The following is a 3,899-nucleotide window of genomic DNA, read 5'->3' on the forward strand; positions in this document are numbered from 1 at the left end:
CTGTTTGGGATTTGCTTACTTTTTCGAGCGTTTCACGCTCCTTTTCGGTTAGCGGTCGTAAGACAATTGGTTTTGGCATGTGTCCTCCGACCGCTATTATAACTAATTGCGAGATGAACCAATTAGTAAATCCGCCTCCTTTAACTTAAAAGAGATGAAAGCCATCTATAACGCCATAGGTACAATGGAGGCGGGCATTAATACGCTGACTAATGGTTCCGGATTAAGTTGGATTAATAATAAGTTCAGCGGTACAACAATTTCTAGAACGCCTACATCGCTAGTAGAAAATATGATTTTCCATGGAAGTTCCCATGTTGATGGAAGCACCATATATCTAGCTGAAGACTTTGCGAATAAAGGTTGGATGAGTCTTGATGGAACAGCCGGATCGATGATTATCCATGAATTTGGGCATGTTTTAGACAACCGAAGCAAATCGTCTATTGGAGATGCATCGATCTTTGGAGGAGGTGCTGGCGATCAGTTAATGAATTTTATCAACGGAAAATCAAGTGGGCTTTTGGGTAATAGGGCATTCGGCGGTATAACCTATGGAGCGAACCCATTTCCTGGATATAACGTACAATGGCCAAGTACAGGTAAACCATCCTACGGAAATAATAGTACCGCTGATTATTTTGCGAATACTTTTGCAGCTACAATTTCCTCTTATGAAGCGGTTCCACAACCTTCCGGCATGTGGATGGCAGCTTTTATTGAACTAACGAAGTAATAAAGGAAGAAAATGGGCATTCATAAAACATCCATTACGTTTTTGGTTTTACTCGTGGCATTCCTGATTACCTCATGCTCAGGCAAGGAGTCAGCTGTTATACAAGATACTACTTGTAAGGCTCCTTGTTGGCGAAATATTGAAATTGGAAAAACTAGAATAGAGCCAACGATAAAACTACTGAACCAAATGCCTGACGTGGAAACCAGTTCGATTCGACGGGGAAAAAATCCTCAAACTTTGGTTGAGGTGGTATCGGCAAGTTTTATTAACGATAAAGAAACAGGTCTCGAAATTACATTCGAGAATGAAAAAGTTGCGTCAATATATTTCTCGTATGCAGAGGATATTTCCCTTGCGGATGCAATAACAAAATTTGGTGAACCAAAATATATTTACCCATCCGCATTAGGGGGTGATCCAACTGTTTACCTCACAGTTAAATTTTTATACCTAGATCTAGGTGTTTGTTTACACCATCAAAATAAGGGTCTGATTTTAAAGTTACCAAAAACATACAAAATTAATGGTTCAGCCAATATTACCGGGATTTACTATGTAGATCCATCTTTACCTCAAGGACAAATGAGATACGGTTGTTTATCTGGAAGTAATGAAAGTGATATAGAGTTAAATAGGTTAGAGTGGAAGGGTTTTGCAGAATACCCTGTTCCTTGATCGGAAGAGATTTTATCGCTTTTATCCGTTGCAGGGCAGAGACGTGTTTTCGCACGTCTCTGCCCTGCAACGGACCCCGCGGGCGCTCCGGTTGCTCTCCAGCAGAGCCGTATCCTCCCACGTCCAGGCAAATTGTAGCATAGCCGGGGCGGTACTGCCACTCCGGTTGGAACCTTAATAATTGCATAAGCGAACTAAACAGCGACCAGTTGAACGCTTTCCGGTAGTGGATGGTCTGGTGGCAAGCTCCAGCCGGGTTCAAGGGCTGGCACTTGCGAAGAAAACGCCTTCATTTCTCCTAGCAGCACCAGTAGTATCTGGGCAGCAATCACCAGCCGAGCCTCCGCGCTCAGTTCTGGCTCGGCCAACTTTTCGGTCAGGGCTAAAATCTGTCCTCGCTCATCCTCCGAACCGGGTTCTTCTTTCTCTTCTGGTTCGTCCAAGAGGTCCAGCCGCTTTTCCACGCTGCTCATGGCGCGAAAGCAATCCTCTTCCACCGTCTGGTCATAGGCGCGGGCATAGATCATGGTCGTGTTGAGCTCCTCATGCCCCAGGAACTTCTGGATCCTGGTCACCGGGCAGCCGGCGTTCAAGAGCTGGGTGGCGGCGGTGCGGGCTGCCGGATTGCGCCTGCGCACCCACTTGATGAATTCTTCGATTTGGGATAGCATGAAAGAGCCTCCTTAGAATGAGAATGTTTGGCTGGACACCTTCATTCTACTCTTGGGAGGCATGTTCTTTACAAAATAACCAGCCTTCCTCTACGAGGGGAGAATGGCCGGTTAAGATAAGTGTTCCAGCCTGGGACGCTTCATCCAGGCGGATACGATCGTGCCTGATCCCTTTAGTCCGCCGGATTGGGATCGCTATAGCTATGTGCAGAACAATCCGATCCGATATAATGATCCCTCAGGGCACTATGTGGCTTCTAATGATGAAGGAAAAGGGAACTGCACAAATTCCTTGGATTGTGTTTATCCCGAAGGGCATGAAAAGGCCGGCGAGATTATCATTCCTCCATCAGAAAAAGAACGAAGATAGGGTGCTCAGATTGTCGGGACTTCTATAGCCCTAATCCCTGGATTGGACATCGGGGATGATATTGCTACTGCTAATACAGGTTGCGGTTATGTATGTCAACTTAGAGGGGAAGAGAAAGTTGGTCCTCTTTGGAGAATTGTTGCGGCTGTCTCCATTGTCCTTCCAGTAAGCAGTACATCACTTCGAAAGGCTATGGGAATCGTTGATGGATCACTTGATGCACATCATCTTATTCCAAGGGCTTTTTCAAATCATCAATTTATAAGAATGGCAACAGGTGCAGGTTGGAATATAGATCATGCATATAATGGTATCGCATTACCAAAGGAAATCCATGGAGCAATACCTGGCCATCCTGGCTATAACGACTATGTCGAGGAAAAATTGGATGAGCTTTATAATAATGCAATTGTTTATGGATGGTCGCCAGATGATGCGTATGAAGAGCTTATGAATCTGGCGCAGAGTCTTCGTATCCAAATTAAACAAGGACAATAGCAGAATGGAAAAGAATGACTATTTCCGTTTTTCGCGAAAAAGTAGCAGTTGGAATGGAGATACTTTACGTGCAGAACCTCTCGATTATTCCGATACCCATTCGAAAATTCAACGAGAATGGTGGTACGGAAAACCGCTCTCAATCCCCTTTCCTGAACTGCGATTTTCTTATCCAGAGGACGCCCCTCTAATAGACAATCTTTGGAATGCAACTCTGTTTGAGATTTATTCTCCTCGGTTAATTTCCATTCTTCAAAACCTTGGCATTGCCCATGAACTCTATCCAGTTCATATTATTGGGGAAAAGACTGGGAGAATAATTCCTATAGAGTATCGCGTTTTTCGGCTGCTTGAAATTCACGATGTGCTTGATAAAAAAGCAAGCCGTTTCCGTTATGAAAACCATCGTGGTCAAACCATCGAGTATCTAGAGGAACCGGTTTATAAAGAGAAGTTTAGAAAATTAAAAATGCCTTTGACTCGCATTAAGGGATTCGAGAATATTGCTATTGTTCACAAAGATCTAAAGGCTCTTCTTGAAAAGGAAGGGATATCAGGGTGTAGTTTTTCTACATTTCCCGTGCGATTTCCTTACCAGCAGAACTAAACGGTATCAAGCGACGAAAGCATGGCAGCTGGGGGTCATCGTCTGCCGTCTGAAAGTATACACGGGCTCAGGATCCGGACCGGGTTTGCCCCCCAAAAGACCAGCATTGGATCAGCTTCAGCATGAATCTCGGGAACTTGCTCCTTTTTTCTGTGATCTTTCTACATCGGTAACTACTTCGAATGGTCTGCCGGTGGCATGAGCAAGTGCTACCTTTTCGGGTGCAGCCAGCGCCTGGGCAGCCTTCCATTCCAATCCGGTCGCCAGCGGTAATAAAACGTGATCATGCAGGCCAGCAGGATCAGCTTCAGGTCGAAGCCCAGGCTGGTGTAGCGGATA

Annotated in this window: 7 protein-coding genes; 5 read left to right on the plus strand and 2 right to left on the minus strand. The window is 45.0% G+C overall.

Going from position 1 to position 3,899, the window contains the following annotated elements; translation table 11 throughout:
- Positions 1–106: 106 nt before the first annotated feature.
- Positions 107–736 (plus strand): hypothetical protein, encoded by a 630-nt coding sequence (locus NC238_09130; protein ID MCM1566088.1) that lies wholly within the window; start codon positions 107–109, stop codon positions 734–736.
- Between the two features lie 12 nt (positions 737–748).
- Complete coding sequence (locus tag NC238_09135) at positions 749–1,414, plus strand: hypothetical protein (protein MCM1566089.1); 666 nt, start codon at positions 749–751, stop codon at positions 1,412–1,414.
- A gap of 194 nt (positions 1,415–1,608) precedes the next feature.
- Here the strand turns inward: NC238_09135 and NC238_09140 are convergent, their stop codons facing one another.
- Positions 1,609–2,085, minus strand: coding sequence for a tyrosine-type recombinase/integrase (locus tag NC238_09140; GenBank protein ID MCM1566090.1), 477 nt, complete (start codon positions 2,083–2,085; stop codon positions 1,609–1,611).
- A 160-nt stretch (positions 2,086–2,245) separates the two neighbouring features.
- On the opposite strand from NC238_09140, the gene NC238_09145 reads away from it, so the two are divergent.
- Genes NC238_09145 through NC238_09155 form a run of 3 tightly spaced genes read left to right on the plus strand, consistent with a single transcriptional unit; the run spans position 2,246 to position 3,560 of the window.
- Positions 2,246–2,455 (plus strand): hypothetical protein, encoded by a 210-nt coding sequence (locus tag NC238_09145; protein MCM1566091.1) that lies wholly within the window; start codon positions 2,246–2,248, stop codon positions 2,453–2,455.
- Between the two features lie 42 nt (positions 2,456–2,497).
- Positions 2,498–2,953, plus strand: a complete 456-nt coding sequence (locus NC238_09150; protein ID MCM1566092.1) for an AHH domain-containing protein — start codon at positions 2,498–2,500, stop codon at positions 2,951–2,953.
- Between the two features lie 4 nt (positions 2,954–2,957).
- Positions 2,958–3,560: a hypothetical protein gene (locus tag NC238_09155; GenBank protein MCM1566093.1), complete on the plus strand. Its 603-nt coding sequence runs from the start codon at positions 2,958–2,960 to the stop codon at positions 3,558–3,560.
- Between the two features lie 117 nt (positions 3,561–3,677).
- On the opposite strand, the gene NC238_09160 is transcribed toward NC238_09155, so the two are convergent.
- Positions 3,678–3,899: hypothetical protein (locus NC238_09160; GenBank protein MCM1566094.1), on the minus strand; the 222-nt coding region annotated here is incomplete at its 5' end.

It is taken from the genome of Dehalobacter sp. (assembly GCA_023667845.1).
GTDB lineage: Bacteria > Bacillota > Desulfitobacteriia > Desulfitobacteriales > Syntrophobotulaceae > Dehalobacter.